Here is a 16018-nt window from a genome sequence, read left to right as displayed (position 1 = left end):
CTCAATGTCTATCACTGCTGTCTTATTTACCTAAACAGAACTGCGAGAAAATCTGGTCGATGAGCGACTCCGATACCGAATCGCCTATCATTTCGCCCAATTGCTCCCACGCCGTTCGCACGTCAATTTGCACCAAATCAATCGGAATCCCGGCCTCGGTTGCTTCCATAGCATCCACAAGCGACTGCTTCGCTTGATGCAGCAGCGCAATATGTCGGACATTGCTGACATATGTCAAATCGCCGCTATCGATCTCACCGCCGAAGAACATGCCGCGAATGACCTTCTCCAGTAGATCGAGTCCTTGCTCACGTAATACCGACAACCGCACGATCGACTCCGGCGCGAACCGGTTGGCCAGCTCGGCTTCATCCACAACGACGGGCAAATCCGTTTTGTTTAGCAGTACGATGACCGGACGCCCTTGCAGCTGTTCCATCAATTTATAATCATCCTCGTGAAGCGATTCCGAGGCATTCACCACGAACAGAATCAGGTCCGCTTCTTCCAGCGCGGTTCGCGAGCGTTCCACACCGATCCGTTCGACGATATCGTTCGTCTCCCGAATCCCTGCCGTATCCAGCAGCCGAAGCGGAATACCACCAAGTGTAACATACTCTTCGATCACGTCGCGCGTCGTCCCCGGAATATCGGTGACGATCGCTTTATTCTCCTGTACGAGCGCGTTGAGCAGCGACGACTTGCCGACGTTAGGACGGCCGACGATGGCGGTCATAATGCCTTCCCTCAATATCTTGCCTTCGCTCGCTGTTTTTAGCAGTCGGTTGATCTCGTCGCAAGCCTCTTGGCTGCGCTCGCGAATGTAATTGTTCGTCATCTCCGCTACGTCGTGCTCGGGGTAGTCGATATTGACCTCAATATGGGCAAGCAGCTCCACCAAGTTATGGCGAAGCGCCTTCACCCGGCGGGACAACGTTCCTTCCGCCTGTTTCATAGCGACCGAGAACGCACGGTCAGATTTGGAACGGATCAAATCAATGACCGCTTCCGCCTGCGCCAGGTCGATCCGGCCGTTCAGGAAGGCGCGTTTCGTGAATTCCCCCGGCTCGGCGATGCGCACCGTCCCTTGTCGCAGCAGCAGCTCCAGCACCCGCTTTACGGCGACAACGCCGCCGTGCGTGCTCAATTCCACAACGTCCTCCGCCGTGAACGAACGCGGTCCCCGCATGACAGTCAGCAGAATTTCCTCGATGTTCTCACCGCTTGCCGGATCTACGATATGACCGTAATGTACGGTATGCGACGGCGCCTCCATTATATTCGAAGCGCTCTTGAACAGCTTCGCCGATTCGGCCACGGCATCCGGACCGCTCACGCGAATGACGGCAATTCCGCCCTCGCCGACGGCGGTCGCGATCGCGGCGATCGTATCTTGTGTCATCATAGATGGTTTATACTCCCTTAAAAAAATGAGCAATGACAACTGTTGCATGCCATTGCTTCATTCTCATTTATGCATCTTGCTTTAGTGTAATTACAACACACCGATTCGGCTCGTCGCCTTTACTGTACGTCTTGACCCGATCGTGGTTTTGCAATTGCGCGTGAATCACTTTCCGATCCTGCGAGGACATCGGCTCCAGCACGACTTCCTTCTTCGTGCGGAGAACTCGTCCTGCCAAACGGTCGGACAAGTCCTCCAGCGTCTTGCGCCGGCGGTCGCGGAAATTCTCCGCATCGAGAACAATGCGCAGATGGCTGTCGGAATAACGGTTAGCGACGATGTTGACCAAATACTGCATCGCGTCCAGCGTCTGGCCGCGACGTCCGATGAGCAGTCCGAGATCTCCGCTGCCTTGGACGGCAAGAGTCGTTCCTTCTCGTGAAGAGCTTCTCGATACGGTGAGTGACAGCCCCATGGTAGCGCCGACCTCTACGATGAATCGTTCGGCTTCTGCCAAAGGATCCGATCGAAGTCCAACCAGCTCGGCTCGTTCCGCCGGAGTCCCATCGTCAACAGATTCAATCTCGATCAGCGCAACCTCGACTTTCGCCGGTTTGACGCCGATCAATCCGAATAACCCTCGACTCGGTGCCTCCAGCACGGTAACAGCTACCTGGTCCATCGTCGTATTCAATTCCATTAAACCGTTGCGCACAGCATCATCTATCGTTTTGCCCGATGCGACGATTTTCCTCATTTCGCAGGTGCACTCTCCTTGTCCTTCTCTGCAGAACGGATATACAAGAAATAGTTTTGAATGATTGTATAGATGTTACTGAAGATCCAGTAGATCGGCAGCGCGGCAGGCAGCGAGAGCGCCATGACGAAGATCAGCACAGGGAAGATCAGCATGATCGAATTCATCGCCGGCATCATCGGGTTGCTGCCTTTTTGCTGCGATTGCATCATTTTCGATTGGACATAGGTCGTCAAGGCAGCGAGCAACGGCAGTATATAGGCATACCACGATTGAGCATTGACGGCCACACCCATTTTGATCCCCAAGAACGAGTGCTCACGAATCGCCGGGTTCCAATAGATCGAATTATACAGCGCGATAAAAATCGGCATTTGAACGAACAACGGCAAACAGCCTGCAAGCGGATTAACCTGATGCTGCTGGAACAGCTTCATCGTCTCTTCCTGCTGCTTTTGCGGATTGTCTTTATATTTCTCTTTGATTTTCGTAAGCTCCGGCTGAATAGCCTGCATAGCCTTCGAACTTCGGTACTGCTTGAGCGTAAGCGGCAAAATCAAGGTGCGGACGATGATTACCATCAGCAAAATCGCAAAGCCGTATTCGCCATTGAACCAGCTGGCGAACGTATCGAGCGTTTGCGCAAAGTAATACACGACATACTTCTCCCAGAAGTTGCCTTGCTTCAGATCGGCAGTATCCACCACATGCGACGCTGACGGCGCGCACCCAGACAAGAAGAGAGCGAGAAGAACAAGCGTGAGTATGGTGATCCAACTGCGTTTAGAAATACGGGACAACAGAAAAACTCCTCTCTAGAGTAACCATCGCAATCAAGCGCCAAGGGCTTCTGCACGAAGCGTCCCGCTCCCGATGCATACATTACAAACTATAGCATATTTTATGGAACAAAGAAACAAGCTTGGATGAAGCAAAAAACCGCCAAAACCGCCGCTATTTCGACGTTTTCAGCAGCCCCGCCCGCTTCATCACGTGCATAATGCTCCGCTCCAGATCCTTGCTCGTCATCCCGACAGCCGGCTTGCGGACGATGAGTATAAAATCGATATGCCCCTGGATCCGGTCGGCCTGCAAGCGGACGATCTCCTTCGCCACCCGTCGCATCCGGTTCCGGACGACGGCATTGCCGATTTTCTTGCTGGCGGACACGCCCATCCGGAATGGTTCCGCTTTCGGCTGCCGGGACCAATAGAGGACGAACTGTCCGTTCGCAAACGACTTCCCTTGTCGGTAGATCCGGCTGAAATCCTCCCGGTTTCGCAACCGCAATTTCCTTTGCACGGCTATTCGTTCACCAACCTTCCGGCTCTAAATTCAATTATTGCCCGCTTCCGCAACCCTAAACAACTTACTTCCTCATTAATGAAGGAGAAATGTAATCGATTGTCTCCAGGTACCTATGCATGCGGGTAACCTCTCCCTCATTTTAAACCATAAAAAGCCCCAACGCCGCACCAAAGCCTCATTTCCTAGGCCAATTCCGGTTCAAGGCATAAAAAAAAGACCACGGTGCGTGGTCTTGTTCTTACGCGCTCAGTACTTTTCTACCTTTTTGACGGCGGGCAGCAAGCACTTTACGTCCATTCTTCGAAGCCATACGTTTGCGGAATCCGTGCACTTTCTTACGTTTGCTAACGTTCGGTTTAAATGTCGGTCTCATTATTGCACCTCCTGTTTCCATATTCCCTCGCCAAGCGACTTTCTATACTTCGCCGATCGAACGACGGATCTTTAACTAAAAAAAACGCTTTTTCAATTAAACCATGCTCACGCCCAAATGTCAACCGAAGGTTCCGGCGTCTAACATCCACGCGCCGACCGAAACCGTGGATAACGCATGGAGCTCCATCCGCCTGTGGATAACGAGAATAATCGGGATAATCCGTCGCAAACTAATAACATGTGGATGGCTGTGAATAGCGCTTTGCGATTTTTGTCGAATCCCAACAAGTTGTAAACAATATGTAGTGTTGGTGATAACTTTTGTACACAACCTATAGAATTTGTGGATAGACCTTCTAGAATCGTTGAAAATACGGGGTTGTTTTGCTATGATAGATATGTTTTCGGTGTGGATAGCTATCATTTCCCCTCTTATTTATCAACAGCCTGTGGATAATACTGTGAACAACATCGTTCCCCTATTGATATCTTACTCTCGAATAATCTTTATACTGTGGATGAAGGTTTCCCTATACGGGTCTATTCGACATCAAGCGCATGTCTGCGCCGCATAAGGGCGAATTGGATAAGGAGTGACAATCTGTGGAAGCCCATACGAGCGAAATGTGGCAGCAGGTGCTGTCGATCATACAGACCAAGCTGAGCAAACCTAGCTTCGATACGTGGTTCAAAGCGACCAAGGCATCGCTGCATGGCGAATCGCTGGTGGTTGTGACGGCACCCACGACTTTTGCCGTGGAGTGGCTGGAAAGCCGCTATACCAAATTAGTACGCACCACGCTCCAGGAATATATGGGGCGTCAATTTGACATAAAGTTCGTGATCGAGGAGAACAAGCCGCCTGAGCCGGCCTTCCAAGCGCCTGTCGTAACGGCTGTGCCGGCGCAGCCGGAAGAGACGGTTCAGCACATGCTGAATCCCAAATATACGTTCGACACGTTCGTCATCGGCGCCAACAACCGGTTTGCCCATGCGGCATCGCTTGCCGTGGCGGAAGCGCCGGCCAAGGCGTATAATCCGCTGTTTTTGTATGGCGGCGTCGGACTAGGCAAAACGCACTTGATGCACGCGATCGGCCATTACATATTGGAGCATAATCCGAGCACGCGCGTTCTTTATTTGTCGTCCGAGAAGTTCACCAACGAATTCATCAACTCGATCCGGGACGACCGGGGCGAGAGTTTCCGCAACAAGTACCGCAACATCGACGTGCTGCTCATTGACGACATTCAGTTTTTAGCCGGCAAAGACGGCACCCAAGAGGAATTTTTCCATACCTTTAACGCGCTTCACGAAGAGCGCAAGCAGATCGTCATTTCGTCTGACCGCCCGCCGAAAGAGATTCCGACGCTCGAAGAACGGCTGCGCTCGCGTTTTGAATGGGGGCTCATCACCGATATCCAGGCGCCGGATCTGGAGACGCGGATCGCGATTTTGCGCAAGAAGGCGAAGGCCGAGAACTTGGATATTCCGAACGAGGCGATGGTCTACATCGCCAACCAGATCGATACGAATATCCGGGAGCTCGAGGGCGCGCTCATCCGCGTCGTCGCTTATTCTTCGCTCATTAATGCCGATATTACTTCGCATTTGGCTGCCGAAGCGCTTAAGGATATTATTCCCGCCAGCCGTCCGAAGATGATTACCATGCAGGACATTCAGCAGAAGGTGGGCGAGTTCTACGGTCTGCGGATGGAAGAGTTCAAGGCGCGCAAGCGTACCAAGGCAGTTGCCTATCCGAGGCAAATCGCGATGTATCTCTCCCGCGAGCTCACCGATTATTCCTTGCCCAAGATCGGCGAAGCGTTCGGCGGCCGCGACCATACGACGGTCATTCATGCCCATGAGAAAATCTCGCAGCAGCTGAAGAGCGACCCCGATCTGTTCAAGATCATCCAAACGCTGACGGAGAAAATAAAAAACCACTCCTAGAGAAGCATTCGGAGCGGCGATATATCGACAATTCGCGTGACGTAAACGACAAAAAGTTATACACGCCTGAATAGTTTATACGGACAAGCCTATGCACAAGCTATTAACATGTGGATAGGCTTGATTTATCCGGGCCCAACCCGCTTATCCACATATCCACGGCACCTACTACTACGACTACTCTTTTTTTTAAAGAAATATCATCAATAGAACAACGTCGATTTCTCCCGAAAACGATCGTCCGTTCCCCATAATCACGAGGAGTGAAACCATGAAACTAACGATACGCAAAGACGAACTGAACGACGCCATCCAACAAGTATCCAAAGCTTCATCCTCTAGACCCGCGATTCCGATTTTGGGCGGCATTAAGTTTGACGTCACGCACCAAGGCGTTACGCTCACCGCATCGGATACCGACATTTCCATTCAAAGCTTTATTCCCGTTGAAGACGGCGATCAAATTGTGGCAACAGTCGACAAACCCGGCAGCGTCGTGCTTCCAGCCAAGTTTTTTGTCGAGATCGTAAAGAAGCTCCCTTCCGAAAATGTCGAAATCGAAGTGAAAGACGGTCATCAGACGCTCGTTCGCTCGGGTTCGACTGATATCCAGATGGTTGGCCTAGATCCGGAGGAGTTCCCGGTTCTTCCGACGATCGACCAAAGTGAAAGCATCTCGGTTCCCGGTGATCTAATCAAATCGATGATCCGCCAAACCGTATTCGCAGCCTCTACAAGCGAACAAACGCCTATCTTAACCGGCGTGTTATGGAACCTCCAAGAAGGGCAATTCAAATTCGTTGCTACAGATCGTCACAGACTGGCGAGCCGCACTGCTTCTGTGTCCACTGAGGATGGACAACGCTTTTCCAATGTCGTAATTGCAGGTAAGACGTTGGTCGAGCTGTCCAAGCTAGTGCCGGACGACAACAGTCTTGTTGAAATTGTCGTAGCCGATAATCAAGTATTGTTCAAAATTGGACACGTTTTGTTTTTCTCGCGTATTTTGGATGGGACATACCCGGATACTTCCAAGATTATTCCGCAGAACTTCAAAACAGAACTTGTTCTTCACACGAAAAAACTGACGGATGCGATCGACCGCGCATACTTGATGTCCCGTGAAGAGAAAACGAACATCGTTCGCCTGGCGACGCAGGACGACGGCACGGTCGAAATCTCGTCCAGCTCGACGGAACTCGGACGCGTTACCGAGCAGCTGGAAGTGAAACAGTTCACCGGCGATCCGCTGCGGGTGGCATTTAACTCCAAATATATGCTCGACGCGCTGAAAGTCATCGACAGCGAATACTTGTTCGTCGGCTTCAATGGCCCGATGAGTCCGATTATCATTAAGCCGACGGATCACCCACATAGTTTGCACCTCATTTTGCCTTACCGGACGACAGGCTAACGAATCGCAGCAAAGGAAAGAGGCGGACGAACGATGAAAGACATCTCGATTTCAACCGAGTATATTGCGCTCGGTCAATTTTTGAAGCTGGCCGACTGCATCAGCACCGGCGGCGAAGCCAAATTCTTTTTGCAAGAAACGGCGGTTGTCATCAACGGGGAGCCCGACAACAGACGGGGACGCAAACTGTATGACGGCGATCAGGTGGAAGTGGAAGGCTGCGGCAAGTTCCGAGTCGTTCGGCGGTAGGACCACCGCATAATTGGCGCGTAGGAGGCGGCAGCGTGTATTTAAATTCCATTCAATTGCAGCATTACCGCAACTACGAGCAGCTGGAACTGCGGACCGACAGCCAGGTGAACCTGTTTGTCGGTCCGAACGCCCAGGGGAAGACGAATTTGCTGGAATCGATTTTCGTGCTGGCGCTGACCAAGTCCCATCGCACCAGTAAGGACAAGGAGCTCATCGGCTGGCAGTCTCAGGACGCGAGAATCCGAGGTGAGGTGGAGAAGCGATACGGCACCGTCACCCTCGACCTAACGTTATCGGGGCAAGGCAAGAAGGCGAAGATTAACGGACTGGAGCAGCGCAAGCTAAGCGATTTTGTCGGCTCGCTCAACGTGGTCATGTTCGCGCCGGAGGATTTGGAGATCGTAAAAGGAACGCCGGGCATTCGCAGACGGTTTCTGGACATGGAGATCGGACAGGTGCAGCCCGGTTATTTGCATTCTCTCGGCCAATACTCCAAAGTGCTCGTGCAGCGCAATAATTATCTCAAAACCGCCACCCCCGGTTCCGTGAACCAGGCGATGCTCGATATTTGGAACATGCAGCTTGCGGAGTATGGTGTTAAAATCATGAAAAAAAGGGAAAACTTTATTCATAAACTGCAAAAATGGGCACAGCAGATCCATGCTGGCATTACGGGCGGCACTGAAGAGCTGACCATTGTTTACCGTCCCTCCTTCGAGACGGAAGATGCAAAAGATGAATCTGTTTTATTCGATCGATTTATGATAAAGTTAACACAGGTAAAAGATCAGGAACTGCGCCGCGGGGTAACGCTTGTCGGCCCCCACCGGGATGATATCGCCTTCTTCATCAACGGCAAGGAAGCGCAGGTTTACGGTTCCCAAGGCCAGCAGCGGACGACGGCACTCTCGCTGAAACTAGCTGAGATCGAGCTTATACACGAAGAAATCGGCGAATACCCGCTGCTTTTGCTAGACGACGTCTTGTCGGAGCTCGATCAGAACCGGCAGACCCAACTCATTGAGACCTTTCAGAACAAAGTGCAAACGTTCGTTACGACGACCGGGCTTGAGAGCGTCAATATCGCCAAACTGCACGATTCCCGCATCTATCAGGTGAGGGACGGCCAGGTTGTGCGGTAGCGGCGCTTCTGGTACTACCAGAGGAATTTCGAAGGGAGCGTGCTAGCCATGTATATTCATTTGGGCGGAGAAAAGATCATACGCGCGGCGGAACTCGTGGCGATATTCGATATTTCGATCGAGCAATCCTCGAAGCTGTCCAAACAATTCGTGGCGCAGGCCCGGAAGCGGAAAGACGTTGAAGTTATAGGCGAAGAAGAAGCGAAATCGATTGTTGTGACGCAGCACAAAATCTACTATTCGCCAATCTCGTCCTCCACGCTGAAGAAGAGATCGCATCATTTTGCGACGACGTAATTCAAGCGAATGTGAAGCGAGCAGCCCTGCATCGGGCCCGTCTGAGGGCTTGGGGCATAGCAGTCGAGAGGAGCAGTGAATTCAAGCATGTCGTTGAATCAACACACCTACGATGAAAGTCAGATACAGGTTCTAGAAGGTTTAGAGGCTGTCCGCAAACGGCCGGGCATGTACATTGGCTCCACGAGCAGCAAAGGCCTGCACCATCTCGTATGGGAAGTCGTCGACAACAGTATCGACGAAGCGTTGGCAGGCTTCTGTACGCGCATTGACGTGACCATCCATGAAGACAATAGTATTACCGTTGTCGATAATGGTCGGGGAATTCCCGTGGGAGAGAACGTCAAACTGAAGAAGTCCACGCTTGAAGTCGTAATGACTGTCCTCCACGCGGGCGGCAAATTCGGCGGCGAAGGCTATAAAGTATCCGGCGGTCTCCACGGCGTCGGCATCTCGGTCGTGAACGCGCTGTCGGAACAGGTCATCGTGACGGTTAAACGTGAAGGCAAAGTACACCAACAAGAATACCGCCGCGGAGCGCCGCAATCCGATCTCCAAATTATCGGAGATAGCGACGAGACGGGAACGACCGTCCGTTTCAAGCCGGACCCGGAGATTTTCACGGAGACGACGGTTTATGAGTATGAAATTTTGCAAGGACGTATTCGCGAACTTGCGTTTTTGAATAAAGGCATCGAGATTAATCTAACCGACGAGCGGACCGGGACATCGAATACGTTCAAGTTCGACGGCGGCATTATCGAGTTCGTCCAGCACTTGAACCGGAAGCGCGAAGCGCTGCATGAAACGCCGATCTACGTTGAAGGCGCCAAAGATAACATCCACGTCGAGGTGGCGCTCCAGTACAACGACAGTTACACGGAGAACATCTACTCGTTCGCCAATAATATCAATACGCATGAAGGCGGCACGCACGAGTCCGGCTTCAAGAGCGCCCTAACGCGGATCATTAACGATTACGCGCGCAAGACGAATCTCGTGAAGGACAACGACTCGAATCTTTCCGGCGACGACGTACGGGAAGGGCTCACGGCCATCATTTCGGTCAAAATCCCGGAGCCGCAGTTCGAAGGCCAGACGAAGACGAAGCTCGGCAACAGCGAAGTGCGCGGGATCGTGGAGTCGTTCTTCGCGGAGAAGTTCCAGGAGTTTCTCGAAGAGAACCCGGCCGTTTCCCGCAAAATCATCGACAAAGGCTTGCAGGCAGCCAGAGCGCGCGAAGCCGCGCGCAAAGCCCGCGAACTGACGCGCCGCAAGAGCGCGTTGGAAGTGAGCTCCCTCCCGGGCAAGCTGGCCGACTGTTCGTCCAAGGACGCTTCGATCAGCGAACTGTACATTGTCGAAGGCGACTCCGCGGGCGGCTCGGCCAAACAAGGACGCGACCGTCATTTCCAGGCGATCCTTCCGCTGCGGGGCAAAATTTTGAACGTCGAGAAAGCCCGTCTGGACAAAATTCTCGGCAATGCCGAAATTCGCGCGATTATTACGGCGCTCGGCACGGGCATCAGCGACGATTTCGATATTGCGAAGGCACGTTACCACAAAGTCATCATCATGACCGATGCCGACGTAGACGGCGCGCATATCCGCACGCTGCTGCTGACGTTCTTCTACCGGTACATGCGCAAGATACTTGAGGCAGGCTATATCTATATCGCGCAGCCGCCGCTCTTCAAGATCGAGCGCAATAAGGTTGTGCGTTATGCGCAGAGTGAGCGGGAACGCGACGAGATTATCGCGGAATTCGGCGAAGGCGCCAAAGTCAACGTTCAGCGTTACAAAGGTTTGGGCGAGATGAATGCCGGGCAACTATGGGAGACGACCATGGATCCGGAGAGCCGCACGATGCTGCAGGTATCGATCGAAGACGCGATTAAGGCGGATGAAATTTTCGAGACCCTGATGGGCGACGAAGTCGAGCCGCGACGCGATTTTATCCAGCAATTCGCGAAGTTCGTCAAGAACCTCGACGTATAGCAATCGACGAATTTTGGCGAACAAGCCGCTCGGGCAACCGGCGGCTTGTTTTCCATTTGCGGCATCGACATGAGTCCAATCCGAGGGGCCTGAAGGTCTACTTCATCACCCTGCGTTTCTTCGAACGTTTGAAACGCCCGTACCCCATGGCATAACGATAAATCTTGCGAAAGACTGCGGGATCTTTTAAGGCGCGAAAAATATAAGGGTCTGGCATGGTGTTGACTTCGAGTATCCAGAAGCGGAGTTGGTCATCGATAGCGACATCCAACCCGATCTCTTTCAAGCCGGGATACGTGGTGGATAGCTGCCTGGCCGTATCCGTGCCGAGGTGGCGAAGCTCCGCCAATAGCCGCTCTTGACCTTCCGCATCCAGATATGGCCGGAGCAGTACGGTCACATCGGTGAGTGTGCCGCCGCTGTGGTAGTTGGTGACAATTTTATTCGGCTGCGCCAAGCGGCCGATAATCCCCGTCATCTCCCAGCGATTGGTTCCGCTGCGTTGGACCATGACGCGCAAGTCAAAGCTTCGTCCCTCATATTGAAGCAAAGGGATACCGCGTTGAATCAGATAGTTGCCTCCGCCTATGATCGCGTCCAGCCGTTCGGATAAGGACGCAATAGAGGGGAATGCATGCGGTACGGTTCCGGACTGGAAGGAATATTCTGATTCGCCGGATTTCCAGACGCGCATGACGCCTTTGCCGAATGTGCCGCCGTCGGGTTTTACATAGACCATCTCGTACTGATCGAGCATGACGGCAAGGGGCCTTGGGCCCCAGCGCTTCGTATCCGGTATCCGAGACGCCAGCGATGGGGATTGCAGGAGGACGTTGGTCTTGGCCCACTTGCTTCGAACCCGTTGAATAGCCAATGTCAATCCGCCTCTCAGGAGTTGATAGGGGCATAAGACAAACAAGACAGAGACTGCAAACAATGGTATAATATCAGGGATAATGCCTATTTTTCGTTTGTTTTTTGGTACCCCGGGGATAGCTTATGTCGAACCAAGGCGAATGGAGAGGGTTTGTACCTATGGACCCGGATAGATTGGCGAATATCCATACGTCGACGCGATCGATCGCAAGGTTTAATAAGTTCCTGTTTGTGAACATACTGTAATGTTATCCCTATTTTCTAATACGAGATCACTGTGGGGCCAACAAGCATTGCCGAACATATAAGTTGGCGGATACCCCGCATGGAGTCAACTTGCGCGTGATCGTCATGCAACTGCCGCGATGCTGCGGAGGACAATCATACGCGAAACTTTTAGGAGGTTTACGATGGCGGAAGAACAACAATCGCAGATTCATGACCGCGATATCAGTACCGAGATGCGCGAATCGTTTATGGACTACGCGATGAGCATCATTGTGAGCCGTGCCCTTCCCGACGTCAGAGACGGGTTAAAACCGGTTCACCGCCGCATTTTGTATGCGATGTCGGAACTCGGCATGTCGCCGGACAAGCCTTATAAGAAATCCGCCAGGATCGTCGGCGAAGTCATCGGTAAGTATCACCCGCACGGCGACTCAGCGGTCTACGAATCCATGGTCCGGATGGCGCAGGATTTCTCACTCCGCTATATGATGATCGACGGGCACGGCAACTTCGGTTCGATCGATGGCGACTTTGCGGCAGCTATGCGGTATACGGAGGCTCGTTTATCCAAGATCGCCATGGAGATGCTGCGCGATATCAACAAAGACACGATCGATTTCGTACCGAACTATGACGGCGAAGAACATGAGCCTGCCGTTCTGCCGGCTCGTATCCCGAACCTGCTCGTGAACGGCGTATCGGGGATTGCGGTCGGCATGGCGACCAACATTCCGCCGCACAACTTGACGGAAGTCATCGAAGGCGTGCAGGCGCTCATCAAGAACCCGGATATTACGGCGATCGAACTGATGGAATATATCAAGGGACCTGACTTCCCGACGGCAGGTTTCGTCATGGGCCGGGAAGGTATTCGCCAAGCCTATACGACGGGCCGCGGATCGGTTACGATGCGTGCTCGCGTCAACATTGAGGACAATGCGGGCAAAGCCCGTATCGTCGTGTACGAGCTGCCATACATGGTCAACAAAGCACGGTTGGTTGAGAAGATCGCGGAACTCGTGCGGGAGAAGAAAATCGAAGGCATCACCGACTTGCGGGATGAGTCCGACCGCAATGGTATGCGCGTTGTCATCGAGCTTCGCCGGGACGTTAATCCGAACGTCGTATTGAACAACCTTTACAAGCAAACGCAGTTGCAAACTAACTTCGGCATCAACATGCTCGCGATCGTGAACAAGGAGCCGCGCGTGTTGAACTTGAAGGATTGCCTGTACTATTATCTGCAGCACCAAATCGAAGTCATCCGCCGCAGAACGGAATTCGACCTCAAGAAGGCGGAGGCGCGCGCCCACATTCTCGAGGGTTTGCGTATCGCGCTTGACCATCTGGATGAAGTTATCGCGCTCATTCGTGCTTCGAGAACGACCGAAGAGGCTCGCGACGGATTGATTTCCAAATTCGCGCTGAGCTATGACCAGGCGCAAGCCATCCTCGACATGCGTCTCCAACGCCTGACCGGTTTGGAACGCGAGAAGATCGAAGCCGAATACGAAGAGCTGCAGAAGAAGATTGCCGAATACAAAGCGATTCTCGCCGACGAACAACTCGTCCTTCAAATCATCAGCGACGAGCTCAACGAAGTTCGGGAGAAATTCGGCGACGAGCGCCGCACCGAGATTACGTTGAGCGACGATGAGATCTTGGATGAAGACTTGATCCCGCGCGAAGACGTCATCATCTCGATTACGCATGGCGGCTACGTGAAGCGTCTGCCGGTCACCACTTACCGCAGTCAGAAGCGCGGCGGCAAAGGGATACTCGGCATGGGAACCAAAGAAGACGACTTCGTCGAGCATCTTTTCGTTTCCAATACGCATCACTACCTGCTGTTCTTTACGGACAAAGGCAAGGTGTACCGCTTGAAAGCCTACGAGATTCCGGATCTTAGCCGGACGGCCAAAGGCACGCCTATTATAAATCTAATCCAGATCGAGCAAGGTGAAACGGTCAACGCCGTCATTCCGGTCGAAGCGTTCGAACCGGATAAGTACCTCTTCTTTGCGACCAAGGAAGGCGTGGTCAAGAAGACGCCGCTCGACGATTATGCGAATATTCGTAAGGTCGGTCTGATCGCGATTAACCTTCGCGAAGAAGACGCGCTCATTGGCGTACGTCTGACTGATGGCAATCAAGAGATCATCATGGGTACGAGTCAGGGCATGTCGATTCGCTTCCAAGAGCAGGACGTTCGCTCCATGGGACGCGCGGCAACCGGGGTCAAAGGGATACAAATAGATGAGGGCGATTACGTAATCGGCATGGACGTGATTGTGCCTGAGAATGAAGTGCTGATCGTAACAGCCAAGGGCTACGGCAAGCGCACGCCGATCAGCGAATACCGCATCCAAACCCGCGGCGGTAAGGGCATCAAGACGCTTAACGTCACCGAGAAGAACGGTACGGTCGTCGCGCTTAAAGTCGTACAGAACGAAGAGGACCTGATGATCATGACCTCGTCGGGGACGATGATCCGGACGAGCATGGACGGAATCAACACCATGGGTCGCAATACGGTTGGCGTCAAGCTCATTCATATCCGCGAAGACGACTCCGTCGCAACCGTAACACGTGTTGCTCGCAGTGAGGAAGATGAGTCGGAATCTCTAGAAGAATCCGGAGAATCCACGCCGCCGCAAGCGGAAGAATAACCATATAGGCATCTGAGATAACGGGGAGGATTCGGGCAATGGCAACGGTACCGGTTACGCAGGTCAAACTCGGAGATAAGCTAGTTGAAGACGTATTGACGCCGCTGGGGAGCGTGCTATTTCACAAAGGCAAGGTCGTAACGCCGCGTGAATTGGACATCCTTCAGGCCTTCCTCGTGCCTACCGTTGTCATTGACGTGCCGGACAGAGCGCAGGATAAAGAAAAAGCGGCTCCCCTTCCAGAAGAGCTCAAGGCCACCATCGAGATAAAATCCGAGTTGGGCGAGCAGTACCTTCTGATGGTGAAGTTGCTCAAAAAAGTGTACAACCAGACAGTGAGCGGACAAAGTATTCCTGTTCTGGAGCTGCGTACCCAACTCGAAGCGCTGCTCGGTTATATTGAGGAATACAAGGTGCTTCAATTTGCACCTCATGTCGTTCAGAACGAAGAGTTCATTCAGCACAAGAGCGTTATGGTCGCGATGAGCTGCTATATGCTGGCCCAATGGGTAGGTCTGCCCAAGAAGGACTGGATGCAGGTCTCCTTGGCGGGATTGCTTCATGATATCGGTAACGTCAAGATCGACCCGACCGTCTTATATAAGCCGGACTCCTTGTCGCTCAACGAGTTGGAAGAAATGCGCCGCCACACGGTGTTGGGCTACCAATTGTTAAAGAACGTAACTGCAATTAACGAGGGGGTCAAACTGGCCGCATTGCAGCATCACGAGCGCGTCGACGGTAGCGGCTACCCGCTTGGCGTCGCTGCCGACAAAATTCACCCGTATGCCAAGATCGTGGCCATCTGCGATATATTTAACGCGATGACAATGAAGCGGGCCTATCGTAAGGCAGCCTCGCCATACTTGGTATTGGAACAAATACAGAAAGACTCGTTCGGCAAACTGGAACCTTCTTATGTCCAGACATTCATCGAGAAGGTGACCCAGTTCCATAACGGGACAATCGTGCGCTTAAGCGATGACCGTATTGGCGAAATCGTTTTCTCTGACCGGAATCATCCAACCCGACCATGGGTCTCTGTGAATGGTGCAATCGTCAATTTAACGACCGAAAGACACCTATACATTGAAGAAATCATGGTTCGAGGTGGCGCATAAGTTCAACCCGTCTGCATGGTTCGATACACCCCGAAAGGGAGTTGTAGCGAATCATGCAGATTTTTTTAATTAAATTCAAAAAAACACTTGCAATGGGTAAATGACCTATGGTATATTCTTAAAGTCGCCGCTGAGAGATGCGGTAAACAAAAGCAAAAGAAACAACTTGTTCCTTGAAAACTGAACAATGAGCGATATGTCAAAGCTAGTGAAGTAATGAGTC

At 52.4% G+C, this 16018-nt stretch carries 14 protein-coding genes; 8 read left to right on the top strand and 6 right to left on the bottom strand.

The window, feature by feature from the left end:
• Window positions 1-22 precede the first annotated feature (22 nt).
• From mnmE to rpmH, 5 genes are all read right to left on the bottom strand, one after another.
• A complete protein-coding gene (gene mnmE, locus ACFFSY_RS11760; RefSeq protein WP_377494922.1) occupies window positions 23-1402 on the bottom strand; it encodes a tRNA uridine-5-carboxymethylaminomethyl(34) synthesis GTPase MnmE in 1380 nt (459 codons plus the stop codon).
• A gap of 70 nt (window positions 1403-1472) precedes the next feature.
• Window positions 1473-2162, bottom strand: coding sequence for an RNA-binding cell elongation regulator Jag/EloR (gene jag, locus ACFFSY_RS11755; protein ID WP_377494048.1), 690 nt, complete (start codon window positions 2160-2162; stop codon window positions 1473-1475).
• Window positions 2159-2962 carry a YidC/Oxa1 family membrane protein insertase gene (locus tag ACFFSY_RS11750; protein WP_377494046.1) on the bottom strand — a complete coding sequence of 268 codons (804 nt, stop codon included), beginning with the start codon at window positions 2960-2962 and terminating at the stop codon, window positions 2159-2161. The genes jag and ACFFSY_RS11750 overlap by 4 nt, the downstream gene beginning before the upstream one ends.
• Before the next feature lie 154 nt (window positions 2963-3116).
• Window positions 3117-3464, bottom strand: coding sequence for a ribonuclease P protein component (rnpA, locus tag ACFFSY_RS11745; RefSeq protein WP_377494044.1), 348 nt, complete (start codon window positions 3462-3464; stop codon window positions 3117-3119).
• A 244-nt stretch (window positions 3465-3708) separates the two neighbouring features.
• On the bottom strand, window positions 3709-3843 hold the full coding sequence (rpmH, locus tag ACFFSY_RS11740) for a 50S ribosomal protein L34 (RefSeq protein ID WP_148929286.1): 135 nt from the start codon (window positions 3841-3843) through the stop codon (window positions 3709-3711).
• Between the two features lie 605 nt (window positions 3844-4448).
• Here rpmH and dnaA point away from each other — a divergent pair.
• From dnaA to gyrB, 6 genes are all read left to right on the top strand, one after another.
• A complete protein-coding gene (dnaA, locus tag ACFFSY_RS11735) occupies window positions 4449-5798 on the top strand; it encodes a chromosomal replication initiator protein DnaA (protein ID WP_377494041.1) in 1350 nt (449 codons plus the stop codon).
• Window positions 5799-6069: 271 nt separating this feature from the next.
• Entirely contained in the window at window positions 6070-7212 is a 1143-nt protein-coding gene (dnaN, locus tag ACFFSY_RS11730) for a DNA polymerase III subunit beta (RefSeq protein WP_377494039.1), read from the top strand.
• Between the two features lie 33 nt (window positions 7213-7245).
• On the top strand, window positions 7246-7461 hold the full coding sequence (gene yaaA / locus ACFFSY_RS11725) for a S4 domain-containing protein YaaA (protein WP_377494037.1): 216 nt from the start codon (window positions 7246-7248) through the stop codon (window positions 7459-7461).
• A gap of 35 nt (window positions 7462-7496) precedes the next feature.
• Window positions 7497-8606 carry a DNA replication/repair protein RecF gene (gene recF, locus ACFFSY_RS11720; protein WP_377494035.1) on the top strand — a complete coding sequence of 370 codons (1110 nt, stop codon included), beginning with the start codon at window positions 7497-7499 and terminating at the stop codon, window positions 8604-8606.
• Between the two features lie 48 nt (window positions 8607-8654).
• The gene (gene remB, locus ACFFSY_RS11715; protein WP_377494033.1) at window positions 8655-8903 is read left to right on the top strand and encodes an extracellular matrix regulator RemB; all 249 of its coding nucleotides are present in this window, start codon (window positions 8655-8657) and stop codon (window positions 8901-8903) included.
• A gap of 87 nt (window positions 8904-8990) precedes the next feature.
• The gene (gene gyrB / locus ACFFSY_RS11710) at window positions 8991-10901 is read left to right on the top strand and encodes a DNA topoisomerase (ATP-hydrolyzing) subunit B (protein WP_377494031.1); all 1911 of its coding nucleotides are present in this window, start codon (window positions 8991-8993) and stop codon (window positions 10899-10901) included.
• A 97-nt stretch (window positions 10902-10998) separates the two neighbouring features.
• On the opposite strand, the gene ACFFSY_RS11705 is transcribed toward gyrB, so the two are convergent.
• Window positions 10999-11775: a YheC/YheD family protein gene (locus ACFFSY_RS11705; RefSeq protein ID WP_377494029.1), complete on the bottom strand. Its 777-nt coding sequence runs from the start codon at window positions 11773-11775 to the stop codon at window positions 10999-11001.
• Between the two features lie 412 nt (window positions 11776-12187).
• Here ACFFSY_RS11705 and gyrA point away from each other — a divergent pair, with 412 nt between their 5' ends.
• Window positions 12188-14674, top strand: a complete 2487-nt coding sequence (gene gyrA / locus ACFFSY_RS11700; protein WP_377494027.1) for a DNA gyrase subunit A — start codon at window positions 12188-12190, stop codon at window positions 14672-14674.
• A gap of 38 nt (window positions 14675-14712) precedes the next feature.
• On the top strand, window positions 14713-15795 hold the full coding sequence (locus ACFFSY_RS11695; protein ID WP_377494025.1) for an HD-GYP domain-containing protein: 1083 nt from the start codon (window positions 14713-14715) through the stop codon (window positions 15793-15795).
• Window positions 15796-16018 lie beyond the last annotated feature (223 nt).

It is taken from the genome of Paenibacillus aurantiacus (genome assembly GCF_042431225.1).
Classification (GTDB): domain Bacteria; phylum Bacillota; class Bacilli; order Paenibacillales; family Paenibacillaceae; genus Paenibacillus_Z; species Paenibacillus_Z aurantiacus.
The sequence above is the reverse complement of the archived record's forward strand: the minus strand, read 5'-3'. Positions and strand labels throughout refer to the sequence as shown.

What these genes read in the sequence shown, in the direction of transcription:
- mnmE (WP_377494922.1), bottom strand. Translation starts at nt 1,402, where the DNA reads ATGACACAAGATACGATCGCCGCGATCGCGACCGCCGTCGGCGAGGGC.
- jag (WP_377494048.1), bottom strand. Translation starts at nt 2,162, where the DNA reads ATGAGGAAAATCGTCGCATCGGGCAAAACGATAGATGATGCTGTGCGC.
- rpmH (WP_148929286.1), bottom strand. Translation starts at nt 3,843, where the DNA reads ATGAGACCGACATTTAAACCGAACGTTAGCAAACGTAAGAAAGTGCAC.
- dnaN (WP_377494039.1), top strand. Translation starts at nt 6,070, where the DNA reads ATGAAACTAACGATACGCAAAGACGAACTGAACGACGCCATCCAACAA.
- yaaA (WP_377494037.1), top strand. Translation starts at nt 7,246, where the DNA reads ATGAAAGACATCTCGATTTCAACCGAGTATATTGCGCTCGGTCAATTT.
- remB (WP_377494033.1), top strand. Translation starts at nt 8,655, where the DNA reads ATGTATATTCATTTGGGCGGAGAAAAGATCATACGCGCGGCGGAACTC.
- gyrB (WP_377494031.1), top strand. Translation starts at nt 8,991, where the DNA reads ATGTCGTTGAATCAACACACCTACGATGAAAGTCAGATACAGGTTCTA.
- gyrA (WP_377494027.1), top strand. Translation starts at nt 12,188, where the DNA reads ATGGCGGAAGAACAACAATCGCAGATTCATGACCGCGATATCAGTACC.
- ACFFSY_RS11695 (WP_377494025.1), top strand. Translation starts at nt 14,713, where the DNA reads ATGGCAACGGTACCGGTTACGCAGGTCAAACTCGGAGATAAGCTAGTT.